The following is a 17050-nucleotide window of genomic DNA, read 5'->3' as shown; positions in this document are numbered from 1 at the left end:
CTGGATTTTTAATTAGTAAACGTAACATAAAACTTCGCCACCTACATTCTCTCTTTGGGCTTGTTTACCTGTCATTACTCCGTGAGAAGTAGAAACAATTGCAATACCTAAACCGTTAAGAATTCTTGGCATTTCTTTAGAACCTGAGTACTTACGTAAACCAGGTTTACTAATTCTTTGAATTTTTCTAATTACTGGCTCTTTTGTCTCTTTATTGTACTTAAGAGCTATCTTGATAGTTCCTTGTACTGAAGAGTCATCAAATTTATAACTTAAAATATATCCTTGATCGAATAATATTTTAGTTATATCCTTTTTTAAATTTGAAGCAGGGATTTCAACTACTCTATGATTAGCACGCACAGCGTTTCTAATTCTAGTTAAATAATCTGCTATTGGATCTGTATACATATGTATTAATTTGCGGACTTGGTTTTTGCACTATTGCAAACCTTAATCCAATTTATAATAATTTTACCAACTTGCTTTTTTAACACCTGGTATTAAACCTTTGTTTGCCATTTCTCTAAACATTACACGAGAGATACCAAAAGTACGCATGTATCCTTTTGGTCTTCCTGTAAGTTTACATCTATTGTGCATACGAACCGGAGAGGCATTTTTAGGTAACTTCTGTAATGCTTCGTAATCTCCAGCTTCTTTTAAAGCTTTACGTTTCTCAGCATATTTAGCTACTGTTTTTGCTCTTTTAACCTCACGGGCTTTCATTGATTCTTTAGCCATAATTTAGTTTTTTTGAAAAGGCAATCCTAATTCTGTTAATAATGATTTTGCTTCTTTATCAGTTTCAGCAGAAGTTACAAATGTAATATCCATTCCGTCAATTTTATTAACTTTATCGATATTTATTTCTGGAAATATAATTTGTTCAGTAACTCCTAGGTTGTAGTTACCTCTTCCGTCAAAACCTGTAGCTTTAATTCCGTTAAAATCTCTTACACGTGGTAACGCTGTAGTGATTAAACGATCTAAAAACTCATACATTCTTTCTCCACGTAAAGTAACTTTTGCTCCGATTGGCATTCCTTTACGTAATTTGAAAGACGCAACATCCTTTTTAGACATAGTAGCAACAGCTTTTTGACCAGTAATAGTTGTTAATTCTTCTACTGCGTGGTCTACTAATTTTTTATCTGCTACTGCAGCACCAACACCTCTAGAAAGCACTATTTTTTCTAGCTTTGGTACTTGCATAACGTTACTATATCCAAATTCTTCTGTAAGAGCTGCAATTACTTTGCTTTTATACTCTTCTTTTAGTCTCGGTGAATATCCCATAACTATAATACTTCATTAGATTTTTTAGAAAATCTTACTTTTTTATCACCTTCCATTCTATAACCTACTCTAGTTGTTTCTCCTTTAGAAGTTAACAATGATAAGTTTGAAATGTTAATTGGTGCTTCTTTTTCTACAATACCACCTTGAGGGTTTTGTGCACTTGGTTTAGTATGTTTCTTAACCATGTTCACGCCTTCTACTATAGCTTTGTTTTTTTCGATAAGCACTTTTTGTACTGTACCTTCAGATCCTTTATGATCACCTGCTATAACTTTTACGGTATCTCCTGTTTTTATTTTAAGCTTTGCCATCTTATTTATCAATTAAAGCACCTCTGGTGCTAATGATACAATTTTCATGAATTGTTTATCACGAAGTTCTCTAGCTACAGGTCCAAATACACGTGTTCCTCTCATTTCTCCTGTTGGATTTAATAAAACACATGCGTTATCGTCAAATCTAATATAAGATCCATCTGGACGTCTAACTTCTTTTTTGGTACGAACAACTACTGCAGTAGAAACAGCTCCTTTTTTAACGTTTCCGTTAGGAGTTGCATCTTTTACTGAAACGACAATTTTGTCTCCTACAGAAGCATATCTTCTCTTAGTACCACCTAGAACACGTATAGTTAATACTTCTTTTGCTCCAGTGTTGTCTGCTACTTTTAATCTTGATTCTTGTTGTACCATAATTACTTCGCTCTTTCAATTATTTCAACTAATCTCCAACATTTAGATTTACTTAAAGGTCTTGTTTCCATGATCTTTACAGTATCACCAATGTTACAATCATTTGTCTCGTCGTGTGCTACGTATTTTTTAGTCTTTAATACGAACTTTCCGTACATTGGGTGTTTTACTTTTTTAACCTCAGAAACCACTATTGACTTCTGCATTTTGTTACTAGTAACTACACCTATACGCTCTTTTCTTAAATTTCTATTTTCCATCTTTAAGCAGAATTATTTTAAATCTCTTTTAGTTAATTCCGTAGCTATTCTAGCAACATCACGTCTTACTGAACGTAATTGAATAGGATTCTCTAAAGGAGAGACTGCATGAGCCATTTTTAAATCTACATAGCTCTTTTTTGTTTCACTAAGTTTCTCTTGTAACTCAGCTACAGATAATTCTTTAATTTCTGACTGTTTCATAATATTAATTAATTATGCTTCGTAATCTCTAGCGATTACAAACTTAGTTTTTACTGGTAATTTTTGAGCTGCAAGTCTTAATGCTTCTTTAGCAACGTCTAAAGGCACACCTCCAACTTCAAATAAGATTCTTCCTGGTTTAACAACAGCCGCCCAATATTCTACAGCACCTTTACCTTTACCCATACGTACTTCAAGAGGTTTCTTTGTAATAGGCTTGTCTGGAAATATTTTAATCCATAATTGCCCTTCTCTTTTCATGTAACGAGTAGCTGCAATACGAGCTGCTTCAATTTGACGTGAAGTTAGAAAGTTAGAATCTAATGATTTTATTCCAAAAGTTCCGTAAGATAATTGGTGACCTCTTCCAGAGTTACCTTTCATACGTCCCTTTTGTTGTTTTCTAAATTTTGTTCTTTTAGGCTGTAACATTTTTTCTGTGCTTTAAAAAATTACTTTCTACGACGTGATTTATTATCTCTCTTTCCACCACGACCACCTTTTCCTTGCTTCTTAGATAATCCAACAAGAGGAGAAAGCTCTCTTTTTCCATATACTTCACCTTTCATGATCCATACCTTAACACCTAGTCTACCATAAGTAGTGTGTGCTTCAACTAAAGCATAGTCAATATCGGCTCTAAAAGTTGATAAAGGAATACGTCCTTCTTTATAGTGTTCAGAACGTGCCATTTCAGCACCGTTTAAACGACCACTAATTTGAACTTTAATTCCTTCTGCATTCATACGCATTGTTGCAGCAATAGCCATTTTAATTGCTCTTCTGTAAGAAATACGATTTTCTATTTGGCGAGCAATACTTGATGCAACTAAAAACGCATCTAGTTCAGGTCTTTTTATTTCAAAAATATTAATCTGAACTTCTTTACCAGTAATTTTCTTAAGCTCTTCTTTTAACTTGTCTACCTCTTGACCGCCTTTACCGATAATAATACCAGGTCTAGCAGTAGTGATAGTAACGGTTACAAGTTTAAGAGTTCTTTCGATAATTACTCTTGATACACTAGCTTTAGATAAACGAGCATAAACATACTTTCTTATCTTATCGTCTTCGGCAAGTTTATCACCATAATCGTTTCCTCCGTACCAGTTAGATTCCCATCCTCTGATAATTCCTAAGCGATTTCCGATTGGATTTGTTTTTTGTCCCATATCTATCTTAGCTTTGTGTATTATTGTTAGCTCCTACTACGATTGTTACGTGGTTTGAGCGTTTTCTTATTCTGTGTGCACGTCCTTGAGGAGCTGGTCTTAATCTTTTTAACATAGATCCACCATCAACTCTTATCTCTTGAACAAAAAGTTCAGCATCTTCTATACTAGCATCTTCATTTTTTGCTTGCCAGTTAGCTATCGCAGATAATAATAATTTTTCTAAACGATTTGAAGCTTCTTTTTGGCTAAACTTTAAAATATTAAGTGCTTTCTCTACGCGTTCACCTCTAACTAAATCAGCAACTAAACGCATTTTTCTTGGTGACGTAGGACAGTTATTAAGCTTTGCAAAAGCTACTTGCTTTTTTGCATCCTTAATAGCGTCTGCCATTTGTTTTTTACGACTTCCCATAGCTTACTTTTTTCCTTTATTTTTAGCACCAGCATGTCCTCTAAAAGATCTTGTTGGTGAAAATTCTCCTAATTTATGTCCAACCATGTTTTCTGTAACATAAACTGGAACAAACTGACGACCGTTGTGTACTGCGATTGTTTGACCAACAAAATCAGGTGTAATCATACTAGCTCTTGACCATGTTTTGATTACAGTTTTTTTGTTAGCTTCTACATTAGCAGCTACTTTCTTTTCTAATTTATAATGAACGTAAGGTCCTTTTTTTAATGATCTTGCCATGTCTTATTATTTCTTTCTACGTTCTACAATGTACTTGTTACTTGCTTTTGTTTTAGAACGGGTTCTGTAACCTTTAGCAGGTACACCGTTTCTAGAACGTGGATGTCCACCTGCAGACTTACCTTCACCACCTCCCATTGGATGATCAACTGGGTTCATAACTACAGGTCTTGTTCTTGGACGTCTTCCTAACCATCTACTACGTCCTGCTTTACCAGAAACTAACAATTGATGATCTGAGTTAGATACAGCTCCAATTGTAGCCATACATGTAGACAAGATTAATCTAGTTTCTCCTGAAGGTAATTTGATCGTAACAAATTTACCATCCTTAGCCATTAATTGTGCAAAAGCACCAGCACTACGTGCCATAACAGCACCTTGACCAGGTCTTAACTCTACACAAGAAATAATTGTACCTAATGGTATATTAGCTAATGGCATAGCATTTCCAATTTCAGGAGATGCAGTTTCACCAGAAACAACAGTTTGCCCAACTTTTAATCCATTTTGAGCAATAATATATGCTTTTTCACCATCTTGATAGTTTAATAAAGCAATAAACGCTGTTCTGTTTGGATCGTATTGAATCGAAGCAACTTCAGCAGGAACACCTACTTTAGTTCTTTTAAAATCGATAATACGATACCTTCTTTTATGACCACCACCTTTGTAGCGCATAGTCATACGTCCTTGACTGTTTCTACCACCTGATCTTTTTTTCGGAGCTAATAAACTTTTCTCCGGCTTGTCAGTAGTAACGGCGTCAAACCCGTTTACTACTCTAAATCGCTGACCTGGTGTGATTGGTTTTAATTTTCTTACTGACATTTGTCTTTAATTACATGTTAGTGTATAAATCAATCATTTCACCTTCCGCCAGTTGTACAATTGCTTTTTTCATTGCATTTGTTTTACCATGTTGAATACCAGTTTTTGTATACTTAGTATTTCTATCTGGACGGACATTTATAGTACGAACTTTTTCTACAGAAACGCCATAAGCAGCTTCTACTGCTTTTTTAATTTCTACCTTGTTCGCCTTTGTGTTCACGAAGAAACTGTAACAGTTATTTAATTCACTGTTTGCAGTTGCTTTTTCTGTGATTATAGGTTTAATTAAGATACTCATTTTGTTTCTTATTTACTTAAGTTCGACTCAATTCCTTCTAAAGAACCCTCTAAAAGGATAACTTGATTTGCATTTAGTATTTTATAAGTGTTTAACTCTGAAGTAGTTACAACTTCAGACCCTTTTAAATTACGTGACGACAAATATACATTATTATTTGACGCACCCAAGACAAACAATGATTTTTTGTCTTGTAGGTTTAATGCGTTTAAGATTGCTGTAAAGTTTTTAGTCTTTGGAGTGTCAAAATTAAAGTCTTCTAAAACTATAATTGATTTCTCGTTTGCCTTGATACTTAATGCAGACTTACGCGCTAAACGCTTTAAGTTTTTATTCAATTTAAAAGAGTAGTTTCTTGGTCTTGGTCCGAACATACGTCCTCCTCCTTTAAACACTCCTGATTTGATACTACCAGCTCTGGCAGTACCAGTACCCTTTTGCTTTTTAATTTTACGAGTACTTCCTGCAATTTCTGCTCTTTCTTTAGACTTGTGCGTACCTTGTCTTTGATTTGCTAGGTATTGCTTTACATCTAAATATACAGCATGATTGTTAGGCTCTATAGCAAAAACACCATCAGAAAGGTCTGCCTTTCTTCCTGTTTCTTTTCCGTTTATATCTAAAACTGCTACTTTCATTACTTTCTGATAATTACATAAGCGTTTTTGTGTCCAGGTACACAACCTTTAACAACAAGTAAGTTCTTTTCTGGAACTACTTTTAAAACTCTTAAATTTTCAACTTTAATTGAGTCTCCACCCATACGACCTGCCATACGCATTCCTTTGAATACTCTTGCAGGATAAGATGCAGCACCAATAGATCCTGGTGCTCTTAAACGGTTATGTTGACCATGAGTAGCTTGTCCTACTCCGCCAAAACCATGACGTTTAACAACTCCTTGAAATCCTTTTCCTTTTGATGTTCCTGAAACATCAACAAACTCACCTTCTGCGAAGTGATCTACAGTGATTGCATCACCTAATTTGTACTCCTCCTCAAAACCTTTAAATTCGACAAGTTTGCGTTTTACAGAAGTACCTGCTTTTTTAGCGTGACCTAAGTCTGCTTTTGTAGCACTTTTTTCTGTCGCGTCATCGAAACCTAATTGTACAGCATTGTAGCCATCAACTTCTTCAGTTCTGACTTGGGTAACGATACATGGTCCAGCTTCGATTACTGTACATGGAATGTTTTTTCCATTTTCATCAAAGATGCTGGTCATACCGATCTTTTTTCCAATTAACCCAGACATATTTATTTATTTAATTATTAATTTATTTATTAAAATTCAAGGCTGAAAAATACGTTTCAGCCTTGAATTGTATTTTTTACCGTTTTTCCTTCGCTCGCAGCTCCGGACATGTTTCGTTTAAATTCCTTAAACGAATTTTAATCTTACTTACACCTTAATTTCAACTTCAACTCCACTTGGTAATTCAAGCTTCATTAAAGCATCAATTGTCTTAGAAGATGAAGAGTAAATATCTAATAATCTCTTGTAAGAGCTTAATTGAAATTGTTCTCTTGACTTCTTATTTACGTGTGGTGAACGTAATACAGTGAAAATCTTTTTGTGTGTTGGTAATGGAATTGGTCCAGTTACTACAGCACCAGTACTTTTTACTGTTTTTACAATCTTTTCAGCAGACTTGTCTACTAAATTGTGATCGTAAGACTTTAATTTTATTCTGATTTTTTGACTCATTTTCTTAAGATTTACGATTCAGCGCCTTTAGCAGCTTTTATTACTTCTTCTGAAATGTTAGATGGAGTTTCTGCATAATGAGAAAATTCCATTGTAGAAGTTGCACGTCCTGAAGATAATGTTCTTAATGTAGTTACATATCCAAACATTTCTGATAATGGTACAGTTGCTTTTACTGTTTTAGCTCCTGCTCTGTCACCCATATCACTAACTTGTCCTCTACGACGGTTTAAGTCTCCTACGATATCACCCATATTTTCTTCTGGAGTGATAACTTCTAACTTCATTATTGGTTCCATTATTACAGCTTTTGCAGCTTTTGCAGCAGCTTTGAAACCTAATTTAGCAGCTAATTCGAACGATAACTGATCAGAATCCACATCGTGGTAAGATCCATCTGTTAAAGTCACTTTCATAGCGTCTACTTCGTATCCTGCTAATGGACCATTTTTCATAGCCTCTTTAAATCCTTTTTCTACTGAAGGAACAAATTCTTTTGGTACGTTACCTCCTTTAATTTCAGAGACAAATTCTAAACCATCTTTTCCTTCTTCAGCTGGCTCTAATGTAAATACAATGTCTGCGAATTTACCACGTCCACCAGATTGTTTTTTATAAACTTCTCTGTGCTCTGCACGTTGTGTAACTGCTTCTTTGTACTCTACTTGAGGTTGACCTTGACTTACTTCAACTTTAAATTCACGCTTTAAACGATCCACAATAATATCTAAGTGAAGCTCACCCATTCCTGATATAATTGTTTGACCTGAAGCTTCATCAGTTCTTGCTGTAAATGTTGGATCTTCTTCAGCTAATTTAGCTAAAGCCATACCTAATTTATCAACATCTGCTTTAGTCTTTGGTTCTACCGCGATACCGATTACTGGATCTGGGAATTCCATAGATTCTAAAACGATTGGTGCATTTTCTGAAGATAAAGTATCTCCTGTTTTAATATCTTTAAAACCTACAGCTGCTCCAATATCTCCTGCTTCGATAAAATCGATTGCATTTTGTTTATTAGAGTGCATTTGGTAAATACGAGAGATACGTTCTTTTTTACCTGAACGATTGTTTAATACATAAGAACCTGCATCTAAACGTCCAGAATAAGCACGGAAGAATGCTAAACGTCCTACGAACGGATCTGTAGCAATCTTAAACGCTAAAGCTGAAAATGGATCTTTAGCATCTGGCTTACGAACAACAGAATCTCCTGTATTAGGATCTGTTCCTACAATATTATCTCTATCTAATGGAGAAGGTAAATAACGACATACAGCATCTAATAAAAACTGCACACCTTTATTTTTGAAAGAAGAACCACATACCATTGGTATAATAGCCATATCCATTACAGCAGCTCTAAGCGCAGCATGCACTTCTTCTTCTGTAATAGAATCTTCATCTTCCATGAATTTCTCTAATAAATTCTCGTCGTAAGTTGCAACTTCTTCAATTAAAAGTGCACGGTACTTACGCGCTTCTTCTTTCATATCTTCTGGAATATCGATAACATCAAAAGTAGCCCCTTGAGTTTCGTCATGCCATACGATAGCTCTGTTTTTTACTAAGTCTATGATACCTTTAAAGTCTGCCTCATCACCAATATTTAAAACGATTGGCACAGCGTTAGACTTTAACATATCTTTTACTTGCTGACATACCGCTAAGAAATTAGATCCTTGACGGTCCATTTTGTTAACAAATCCGATACGTGGTACTTTATAATTATCAGCAAGTCTCCAGTTAGTTTCAGATTGTGGCTCAACACCATCTACTGCACTAAATAAGAATACTAAACCGTCTAATACACGTAAAGAACGGTTTACCTCTACTGTAAAATCAACGTGACCAGGAGTATCAATGATGTTAAAGTGATAATCTTTAGTTTCTGGTAATGGTTGTGCGTTTTCCATTGGAAACTTCCACGTACAAGTTGTAGCAGCTGAAGTAATTGTAATACCTCTTTCTTGCTCTTGCTCCATCCAGTCCATAGTAGCAGCACCATCATGTACCTCTCCTATCTTATGAGAAACTCCTGTATAATAAAGAATACGCTCTGTTGTTGTAGTTTTACCTGCATCAATATGAGCTGCAATTCCTATGTTTCTTGTATATTTTAAATCTCTTGCCATTTCTTATTAAAATCTAAAGTGAGAGAATGCTTTGTTTGCTTCTGCCATTTTGTGCGTATCTATACGCTTCTTAACCGCTGCTCCTTCTTCTTTAGCAGCTGCTAAAATTTCTGAAGCTAGTTTTAAAGCCATAGATTTTTCATTTCTTTTACGTGCGTAGCTTATTAACCACTTCATTGCAGTTGATACTTTACGATCTGCACGTATTGGATTAGGAATTTGAAATGTTGCTCCTCCTACACGACGACTACGTACTTCTACGTGAGGCATAACGTTAGATAAAGCATCTTTCCAAATCTCTAAAGCTGTTTTTTCTTCATCTGTCTTTTTTGAGTCTACGATATCTATTGCATCATAAAACACCTTAAAAGCAACAGACTTTTTCCCGTCCCACATCATCATATTAACAAATCTAGTTACTAACTGATCATTAAAACGAGGATCCGGTAAAAGAGGTCTTTTTTTCGCTTGTCTTTTTCTCATGTCTTCTTCTTAAAGTTTTAAATTACTTCTTAGGGCGTTTTGCACCATACTTAGATCTACGTTGTGTTCTACCTGCAACACCTGCTGTGTCTAAAGCACCACGAACGATGTGATATCTAACTCCTGGTAAATCTTTTACCCTTCCACCTCTAACCAATACTATCGAGTGCTCTTGTAAATTGTGACCTTCACCACCGATATATGCATTAACCTCGTTTCCGTTTGTTAAACGAACCCTTGCCACCTTACGCATTGCTGAGTTAGGTTTTTTTGGTGTCGTTGTATAAACACGAGTACATACACCACGTCTTTGAGGACACGAATCTAAAGCAGCCGATTTACTCTTCTTGGTTATTTTGGCTCTTCCTTTTCGTACTAATTGTGAAATTGTTGGCATATAATTTATATATAATTTTTTCGTTACCTCTTCTTAGAGGGCTGCAAAGGTAGAAATTAAAATCAATAATTCAAATCTTAAACCATTAATTTTCAATAGAATTTACTTTTTTATAAAATTCAGTTATAAATGATTAACTTTTTAGGTTAATTTTACTCACCAAATAAAACATCATAATAATTTGCGTTTAAAACTTATTTTTCTCTACATATTTTCTCTTGTGATTTCACAAAGCTATTCACAAGACAAGAAACTTAATATTATTGGTGTTGATAGTACAGAGACCTCAATTATCAATAAGATTGGATACAACATTCAACATACTGATATTACATCGATAGAAAAAGAAATAAAAAAAGTTAGAACCAATATTATCAATGATGGCTATATCAACACAGAACTAATTAGCTTGGATTCAATTTCTAAAAACTTATTTATTGCAAAATTTCATCTTAAAAGTAAAATTGAAACCATTCACATATACACTAATAACATTTTTAATGAAAAGCTTAAAAAGAGTTTAAAAGAAAAAATCTCAAATGACACTCTTATTATAAAGTACAAAAATTTAGAAAAAACCTTAGAAAATCTAACTGAAAAATTATCTTCTGATGGTTACCCTTTTTTATCAATCAAACTTTCAAATATTTCAAACATAAATCAAAACAGTTTAAGAGCAGATTTAAAAATAAACATTGAAGGTTCGAAAAGAAAACTTAATAAAATAATAGTTAAAGGGTATGAGAGTTTCCCTAAGTCATATTTAAAACATTACTTAAAATTAAAACAGAATACCAACTTTAGTATAACTGAAATAAAGAAAAAAACAAAAGCTTTAAACAACCTTAGTTTCGCTAAACAAATTAAAAAACCAGAAATTTTATTTAGCAAAGACTCAACACAACTCTATCTTTATATAGAAAAAATTAAAAGCAACGCTTTTGATGGTTTTATCGGTTTTACAACTAATGAAGAGACAAATAAAATTAAATTTAATGGCTACTTAGACATCAAACTAACCAATAACCTTAATTACGGAGAAAGCTTATTAATCAATTATAAAAGCGATGAATCTGATCAAACAAATTTTAACATTGAAGCCAACCTACCCTACTTATTCAATTCTCCAATTGGCTTAAATACAGCATTAAAAATAGTTAGAGTAGATTCAACCTTTTCAAACACAACCCAAAAAGCGAATATCACATTCCAGCTTAATAGCGAGAATTTATTTTTTGGAGGCATAGAATCTAGCAACTCCACAAACTTATCCTCTAACAATACGATTAATAATTCGTTGATTGATAACTACAACGCTACATTTACCAATTTTGGTTATCAATATCTAAAAAGACAAAGTAATGCCCTATTCCCAATCAAAACTGATATTACATTAATTTACGGAACTGGGTTTAGGGACAACAACAATAAAACAAAACAGAACAAAATAAGCATTGACGCCAATCATATTTTTAATTTAAATGAAAGAAACAGTTTCTATCTAAGAGGGAAAGCTGAAATTTTATCCTCTAGCAATTATTTAGAAAATGAATTATATCGGTTTGGAGGTATAAACTCAATAAGAGGGTTTTCTGAAAATAGTATAATTGCCTCTAATTACTACCTTTTAAATACTGAATACAGATATAATCTAAGCTCAAACATTTATATTAACAGCGTTGTTGATATAGCTACATTTAAAAACGAAACTATAAACCAAAATCAAAACCTGTACGGATTTGGTTTTGGTTTTGGAATATTAACTAAATCAGGAATATTAAGTTTTGTATATGCAAATGGTAAAAATGAAGAATTACCATTCAAATTAAATAATTCGAAGATACACCTTAAATTATCCGCAATATTCTAATCGAATATTAAGATTTTAGGAAATATTTATAAAAAAATCAAAATTTTAACCCATAATTATTGTTTAATTAAGTTTTTATTATGATTTTTGGCGTAGACTAATTCAAATAAATTATAAAATGAAAACAAAGTTTAGTGGAATTTTAACGCTATTCCTAGCGTTTGTTGTGCAACTATCTTTTGCACAAGAAAAAACAGTTTCAGGAGTTGTTTCTGACGAAAATGGCTTACCGTTACCATCGGCAACAGTAGCTGTGAAAGGAACATCTAACGGAACTACAACAGATTTTGATGGTAATTACTCTATCAGCACAAGTACAGGTGATGTGTTAACATACAGTTATGTTGGATATAGCACCAAAGAAGTAACTGTTGGAGCTAGTAACAAAATTGATGTTACTCTTGAGCCAGACAATACTCTTGATGAAGTTATCGTAGTTGGTTACGGTACTACAACAGAAAGAGCAAACACTGGTACAGCTAAAGTTGTAAAAAGTGAAGTTTTAGAAGCAAAAAACTTTGCCAATGTAACTCAAGCTTTAACTGGTGAGGTAGCTGGTGTTAACGTAATTAACACATCTGGTCAGCCAGGTACTGTTGGTACAATAAGAATTAGAGGTTTTGGTTCTCCTAACGGAAACAGAGCGCCTTTATATGTTGTAGACGGAGTTCCTTTACAAGGTACTTTTGCTCTTAACACTATAAACCCTTCTGATATTAAAAGTACTACGGTTTTAAAAGATGCTACAGCAACTGCAATCTACGGTTCTAGAGGTGCTAATGGTGTTGTAATTATTACTACCAAAAGCGGAACTTCTACTGATAAATCTTATATTGAAGTTGACTTAAAAACAGGTATCAATAACCAAATTATACCTAGATACGATGTAATCGATTCTCCAGAACAATACGTTGGTCTTGTATGGGAAGGACTATACAATAGAGGTGTTGTAGATGGTAACCCAGATCCAGTTGGATTTGCAAACAACCGCTTATTAGGAAATAATGGTATCGGGGCTGGTTACAACATGTGGGATGTTGCTACAGGAGCAGAATTAATTGACCCTGTGACACGTTCAGTTAGACCTGGTGTAAACAGATTATTTACTCCAGAATCTTACGCAGACGAATCGTTTGGTACTGGTATTAGAACTGAAGCTAACCTTAGAATGGGTGGTGGAAGCGACAAATCAAGGTACTATGTATCTTTAGGATACCTTAATGACGAAGGTTATATCATAAATTCTGATTACAAAAGATATACAGGTTTAATTAATTTAAGTACAGATATCAAAGATTGGTTAAAAGTAGGGGCAAATGTAAACTACGCATACTCTGAAAGCACTAACAATGGTCAAACAGATGGATCAGAGAACATCTTTGAATTTGCTGATAAAATGGCACCAATATATCCTGTTTATGCAAGATTCCCTGGTACTGGAGAATTAATTCCAGATCCAATTTATGGAGGTGCTCAATTTGACTTTGGTTCTCCTACAGCTTTAGCTAACGGTTTTGATAGAGCTCGTCCAAACGCAAACTTACTAAACCCTGTAGGTTCTGCTATCTTAGATTTTAACGGAGGTGATAACCACTCCTTAAATGGAAACTTTACTACTGATATAAACATAACTAAAGATTTAAAAGCTGAAATTAGATATGGTGCTCAGTACAGATTCCAAAGATTCTACAACGTAGGTAATAACAATTATACGATAGCAGCTAACTCTAACGGTACGTTAACGGTTACTGACTCTCAACTTTGGAATACGAGTTTCTTACAGTTATTAAGATATAACAAGACTTTTGGAAATCACTCTATAGAAGCTTTAGTAGCACACGAATCTAACGAGCAAAGATCTGATGTATCTCAACAATTTAAGCAAAATGTATTCCAACCAGGCATCTACAATCTGTCTAACTATGCAGAAAGTACTTCTCCTGCAATTGGTACTACAACTGGTTCGGCAATCGAATCTTACTTTGGTCAAGTTAACTATAACTACAATGGTAAATACTATTTAACTGGTTCTTTAAGAACTGATGGATCTTCTCGATTTGTAAATGACAAATGGGGTGTATTCGGTTCTATTGGTGGAGCATGGGTAATGAGTGCTGAAGACTTTATGGCAGACAGTTACATATCTTACTTAAAGCTTAAAGGTTCTTACGGTATTACTGGTGACCAAGATGGTGTTTCTAACGTATCAGGTTATACAATCTACAGTAGAGAATTTATTGGTGGTGCAATTTCATTACCAGAAACTAGACCAGGTAATCCTGATTTAACTTGGGAAACCTCTAAAATGACTCAGTTTGGAATAGAATCTACAATTGGTAGATCTAGATTCTTAGATGTTAATATAGATTATTATAATAAGTATACAGATAACTTATTTTTCCCTCAAAGAAGAGGCCCTTCTATCGGGTTTGCTTCTATCTTAGTTAATGATGGAGAAATTTCAAACAGTGGTCTAGAATTTGATGTAACTGCTCATATAATCAAAAACAAAGATTTCCAGTTAGATATTTCTGCTAACGGAGAAATCATCAGTAATGAATTTAAGAAAATGCCAATAGATGTATCTACTGGTCAAGAAAAAATTCTTGATGTTCAAGGTTTATATGCTTGGTCTAAAGGAAGTTCTATTTATGACTTTTACATGAGAGAATGGGCAGGAGTTGACCCTGGTGATGGTTCTCCATTGTGGTACCAATACTATGATGATTTAAATAACAATGGTGTCTTAGATGCAGGTGAACCTACATCAACTGACAACTTTTACATAGGAAATGGTACTGAAGAATCTTTAAATGGTACAGGATCTCTTTTTGAATATAAACAAAAAGTAGGTAATGCTAACATCAAAAGAACAGTTACTAAAACATACGCTAATGCAACAGAAGTATACTTAGACAAGTCTTTTATACCTGATTTAAGAGGTGCATTTAGATTATCTGGTGCTTTCAAAAACTTTGATTTCTCTGCACAATTCACTTATAGCTTAGGTGGTTATGCTTATGACTCTCAATATGCTGAATTAATGAGTGATCGTTTTGGTGCAGCTGGTAACAACTACCACACAGATATCCTTAATAGATGGCAACAACCAGGAGATATAACTGATGTGCCTTTATTATCTGACAATGCTGTAGTTAACGGTACTTCTACATCATCTAGATTTATCATCAGTACTGACTACATAGCACTTAACAATGCTAGAATAGGATATACTGTACCTAACAAATTAATATCAAAATCAGGTATTGATGCATTAAACCTTTGGGTTTCTGGAGATAACTTAATGATTAAGACTAAGAGAGAAGGATTTAATCCATCTATTAGAGAAAACGGAAACTCAGGAAGACAAATTTATGCACCTGCAACAACTATTACTTTTGGTGCAAGAATTAAATTTTAAACAAAAAAAAGAAATTATGAAAAATTTATTTAAACAAACTTTAGCTATAGCAGTGATTGCTATGTCTTTCAGCTGTAGTGAAGAGTTCTTAGACAACACAGGTGTTGCTGGTGAAAGCCAACCAACAGCATCTTTTACTTCTGCTGATGCAGAACAGGCTACATTAACAAACACAAATATACCTGCAGCATTCGTAAATGGTATTTACGCTCAAATGATTCAAGCTGGGTCAGGAGGAACCGATCTTAACCATGATGACTTTGGTCAAAAAGGTTATGATATTTATGGTGATATGCTTTGTGGTGATATGGCACTTAGTGTAAGTACATATGGATGGTATAGAGCAGATATTACTGAATTCCAAGCGCCTCAAGATTTCACAAGAGGTCGTAACAGAATGGTATGGAGATATTACTATAGAATTGTAAGATCTGCAAACAACGTAATTGCTTCTTTAGGAGGTAATGACGCAGTACCTGAGATAGATGAAAACAAATATGCAATGGGTCAAGCCAAAGCGTTAAGAGCTCATTCTTATTTCTACTTAACGCAATATTTTCAAAAAGAGTATGTACCAAACGAAGCTATTTTACCTCTTCATATTGAACCTGATACTGAAAATAAACCAAAATCTACAGCAGAGGAAGTTTATAATCAAATGGAAGCAGATTTAACAGATGCTATTTCTCTTTTAGATGGTTTTAACAGAGCATCTAAAAACCAAGTTGACCAAAACGTAGCTAGAATGATTTACGCTTACGTTTTAGGAGCAAAAGGTGGAAGATGGCAAGACGTAGCTGACTTAACAAATGATGTTATCACAACTACAAATCACACAATGTTACAGCCTGCTCAAGTAACTGTAGTTCCTGCAGATGGTACAAGTAATACATTTAATGACGTTAACTTCACAAACAACTGGATGTGGGGAATTGACATTACAGAAAACAATGGTTTAGGTTTAGTATCTTGGTGGGGACAAGTTGATGCCTTCTCATATAGCTATGCATGGGCTGGAGATTACAAAGCTATAGATGCAAATTTATACGCTGCAATCCCTGCAAATGATGCACGTAAAGGTCAATTCTTAAACGACCCAGCAAACGGAAGACACTTACAACCTTTATTAAAGTTTGCAGCTTCTGGTACTATTGGTGGTGACTCCGAAGTAGTAACAGCAGATTACGTTTACATGAGAATTGAAGAAGCTTACCTATTAAATGCTGAGGCTAACGCTAGAATACCTAACGAAGCTGCTGCTAGAATAAGCTTAAAAGCTTTATTAGATTTAAGAGTACCTAGTTCTGCTTATGTAGATACTTTAACAGGTCAAGCACTAATAGATGAAATTTATTTACAAACTCGTATCGAGTTATGGGGTGAGGGTAAGAGTTATTTAGCTATGAAGCGTAACAAAGCTACTGTAACTAGAGGTTCTAACCACTTATCTTTTGTTGGACAACCAATTCCTTATAATGACGAAAGAATGCAGTTCGAAATTCCACAAGATGAAATTCAGAACAATCCATTTTTAAGTAACCAAAATCAATAATATAATTTCACACTTCTATGAT

Annotated in this window: 22 protein-coding genes; 3 read left to right on the top strand and 19 right to left on the bottom strand. The window is 34.2% G+C overall.

Going from position 1 to position 17050, the window contains the following annotated elements; genetic code table 11:
* Nucleotides 1-12 precede the first annotated feature (12 nt).
* The 19 genes from rpsH to rpsL all read right to left on the bottom strand — a co-directional run bounded on the left by rpsH (nt 13) and on the right by rpsL (nt 10185).
* The gene (rpsH, locus tag FHS04_RS10805) at nt 13-411 is read right to left on the bottom strand and encodes a 30S ribosomal protein S8 (protein WP_027880199.1); all 399 of its coding nucleotides are present in this window, start codon (nt 409-411) and stop codon (nt 13-15) included.
* 63 nt (nt 412-474) lie between these two features.
* On the bottom strand, nt 475-744 hold the full coding sequence (gene rpsN, locus FHS04_RS10800) for a 30S ribosomal protein S14 (protein WP_027880200.1): 270 nt from the start codon (nt 742-744) through the stop codon (nt 475-477).
* Between the two features lie 3 nt (nt 745-747).
* On the bottom strand, nt 748-1299 hold the full coding sequence (gene rplE / locus FHS04_RS10795; RefSeq protein ID WP_027880201.1) for a 50S ribosomal protein L5: 552 nt from the start codon (nt 1297-1299) through the stop codon (nt 748-750).
* Between the two features lie 2 nt (nt 1300-1301).
* Nucleotides 1302-1613, bottom strand: coding sequence for a 50S ribosomal protein L24 (gene rplX / locus FHS04_RS10790; protein WP_027880202.1), 312 nt, complete (start codon nt 1611-1613; stop codon nt 1302-1304).
* Between the two features lie 12 nt (nt 1614-1625).
* Nucleotides 1626-1994, bottom strand: coding sequence for a 50S ribosomal protein L14 (gene rplN / locus FHS04_RS10785; RefSeq protein WP_027880203.1), 369 nt, complete (start codon nt 1992-1994; stop codon nt 1626-1628).
* Nucleotides 1995-1996: 2 nt separating this feature from the next.
* Nucleotides 1997-2254, bottom strand: coding sequence for a 30S ribosomal protein S17 (rpsQ, locus tag FHS04_RS10780; protein WP_027880204.1), 258 nt, complete (start codon nt 2252-2254; stop codon nt 1997-1999).
* A 12-nt stretch (nt 2255-2266) separates the two neighbouring features.
* Nucleotides 2267-2458: a 50S ribosomal protein L29 gene (gene rpmC / locus FHS04_RS10775; RefSeq protein WP_027880205.1), complete on the bottom strand. Its 192-nt coding sequence runs from the start codon at nt 2456-2458 to the stop codon at nt 2267-2269.
* A gap of 12 nt (nt 2459-2470) precedes the next feature.
* A complete protein-coding gene (rplP, locus tag FHS04_RS10770; RefSeq protein ID WP_027880206.1) occupies nt 2471-2890 on the bottom strand; it encodes a 50S ribosomal protein L16 in 420 nt (139 codons plus the stop codon).
* A gap of 20 nt (nt 2891-2910) precedes the next feature.
* Nucleotides 2911-3630: a 30S ribosomal protein S3 gene (gene rpsC, locus FHS04_RS10765; protein WP_027880207.1), complete on the bottom strand. Its 720-nt coding sequence runs from the start codon at nt 3628-3630 to the stop codon at nt 2911-2913.
* Between the two features lie 7 nt (nt 3631-3637).
* Nucleotides 3638-4045: a 50S ribosomal protein L22 gene (rplV, locus tag FHS04_RS10760; protein ID WP_027880208.1), complete on the bottom strand. Its 408-nt coding sequence runs from the start codon at nt 4043-4045 to the stop codon at nt 3638-3640.
* Between the two features lie 3 nt (nt 4046-4048).
* On the bottom strand, nt 4049-4327 hold the full coding sequence (gene rpsS, locus FHS04_RS10755) for a 30S ribosomal protein S19 (protein WP_027880209.1): 279 nt from the start codon (nt 4325-4327) through the stop codon (nt 4049-4051).
* 6 nt (nt 4328-4333) lie between these two features.
* Nucleotides 4334-5158, bottom strand: a complete 825-nt coding sequence (gene rplB, locus FHS04_RS10750) for a 50S ribosomal protein L2 (RefSeq protein ID WP_027880210.1) — start codon at nt 5156-5158, stop codon at nt 4334-4336.
* 10 nt (nt 5159-5168) lie between these two features.
* The gene (gene rplW / locus FHS04_RS10745; RefSeq protein ID WP_027880211.1) at nt 5169-5459 is read right to left on the bottom strand and encodes a 50S ribosomal protein L23; all 291 of its coding nucleotides are present in this window, start codon (nt 5457-5459) and stop codon (nt 5169-5171) included.
* A gap of 8 nt (nt 5460-5467) precedes the next feature.
* Nucleotides 5468-6097, bottom strand: coding sequence for a 50S ribosomal protein L4 (gene rplD, locus FHS04_RS10740; protein WP_106676759.1), 630 nt, complete (start codon nt 6095-6097; stop codon nt 5468-5470).
* Entirely contained in the window at nt 6097-6714 is a 618-nt protein-coding gene (rplC, locus tag FHS04_RS10735; RefSeq protein WP_027880213.1) for a 50S ribosomal protein L3, read from the bottom strand. Before rplC ends, rplD begins: the two co-directional genes overlap by 1 nt.
* A 147-nt stretch (nt 6715-6861) precedes the next feature.
* Nucleotides 6862-7167, bottom strand: a complete 306-nt coding sequence (rpsJ, locus tag FHS04_RS10730) for a 30S ribosomal protein S10 (protein ID WP_010181931.1) — start codon at nt 7165-7167, stop codon at nt 6862-6864.
* 11 nt (nt 7168-7178) lie between these two features.
* On the bottom strand, nt 7179-9305 hold the full coding sequence (gene fusA, locus FHS04_RS10725) for an elongation factor G (RefSeq protein WP_027880214.1): 2127 nt from the start codon (nt 9303-9305) through the stop codon (nt 7179-7181).
* Between the two features lie 6 nt (nt 9306-9311).
* A complete protein-coding gene (rpsG, locus tag FHS04_RS10720; protein ID WP_027880215.1) occupies nt 9312-9788 on the bottom strand; it encodes a 30S ribosomal protein S7 in 477 nt (158 codons plus the stop codon).
* 22 nt (nt 9789-9810) lie between these two features.
* Nucleotides 9811-10185 (bottom strand): 30S ribosomal protein S12, encoded by a 375-nt coding sequence (gene rpsL, locus FHS04_RS10715; RefSeq protein ID WP_008269190.1) that lies wholly within the window; start codon nt 10183-10185, stop codon nt 9811-9813.
* Between the two features lie 220 nt (nt 10186-10405).
* On the opposite strand from rpsL, the gene FHS04_RS10710 reads away from it, so the two are divergent.
* From FHS04_RS10710 to FHS04_RS10700, 3 genes are all read left to right on the top strand, one after another.
* A complete protein-coding gene (locus tag FHS04_RS10710) occupies nt 10406-12055 on the top strand; it encodes a ShlB/FhaC/HecB family hemolysin secretion/activation protein (protein WP_106676757.1) in 1650 nt (549 codons plus the stop codon).
* Between the two features lie 118 nt (nt 12056-12173).
* A complete protein-coding gene (locus FHS04_RS10705) occupies nt 12174-15476 on the top strand; it encodes a SusC/RagA family TonB-linked outer membrane protein (RefSeq protein ID WP_106676755.1) in 3303 nt (1100 codons plus the stop codon).
* A 16-nt stretch (nt 15477-15492) separates the two neighbouring features.
* Entirely contained in the window at nt 15493-17028 is a 1536-nt protein-coding gene (locus tag FHS04_RS10700; protein WP_106676824.1) for a RagB/SusD family nutrient uptake outer membrane protein, read from the top strand.
* The last annotated feature ends 22 nt before the right edge of the window (nt 17029-17050 follow it).

Source organism: Mesoflavibacter zeaxanthinifaciens subsp. sabulilitoris (genome assembly GCF_014191595.1).
In the GTDB taxonomy this organism is placed as follows: domain Bacteria; phylum Bacteroidota; class Bacteroidia; order Flavobacteriales; family Flavobacteriaceae; genus Mesoflavibacter; species Mesoflavibacter zeaxanthinifaciens.
The sequence above is the reverse complement of the archived record's forward strand: the minus strand, read 5'-3'. Positions and strand labels throughout refer to the sequence as shown.